This is a genomic window from Oceanicella sp. SM1341 (assembly GCF_003448965.1).
GTDB lineage: Bacteria > Pseudomonadota > Alphaproteobacteria > Rhodobacterales > Rhodobacteraceae > Paroceanicella.
In genome coordinates this window covers 1-617 of record NZ_QRGC01000103.1, presented here as the reverse complement: position 1 = coordinate 617, position 617 = coordinate 1, and the positions used below count along the sequence as shown (strand labels likewise).

At 71.6% G+C, this 617-nt stretch carries 1 protein-coding gene; it reads right to left on the bottom strand.

Features of this window, described 5'->3' with window-relative positions:
* On the bottom strand, positions 1–617 hold a 617-nt coding region (locus tag D3P35_RS25935; RefSeq protein WP_157982362.1), incomplete at both ends, for a hypothetical protein.

The window sequence follows — 617 nt, the reverse complement described above, 5'->3', positions numbered from 1 at the left end:
AGCGACCAGTCGCCCTCGACCTCCACCTCGGGCGGCAGGCGGGGCCAGCGCTCGGGGCGGCTGCCGTTGGGCCCGGCGTTGAGCCTGAGCCAGAGCACGGTGCGGCCGCGCCAGGCGTCCGAGGTGCGGAAGCCGCCGGGGAACTGGTCGGTGACGTCGAAGGGCGGGCTGACCTGGTCGCCGCGGCCGATCCAGGCGTGCAGGTAGCCGGCGAAGGGATCGTTGGTGGCACTGGCGCCGCCGCCGGGGCCGAAGTCGTGGACGTCCCCGCTGAGCTCGACCTCGCGCTTGTCGATGAAGATCGTGAAGGGCCCCGCGGAGGGGCGGGAGTTGAGGATGAGGCAGGCGTAGAGCACGCGGCCCTTCACCTTCACCGGGGCATAGGTGCCATAGACGCGGGTGTGGCCGTAGACGAAGCGGTAGGGCGGCAGGGTGTTCGGCGTCTGCAACTCGCGGATCACGTCCTGCGCCTTGGGCCGGCCGCGCACCAGCAGGGTGGAGGCGAAGCTCAGCAGCACCGAGGGGGCGAGGTAGGTGATCACCCCGGCGATGATCACCGCCGTGGCCTCGGCGACGCCGTTGACGAGCAGGAAGGTGGTGATCGAGGCGGTGACCGG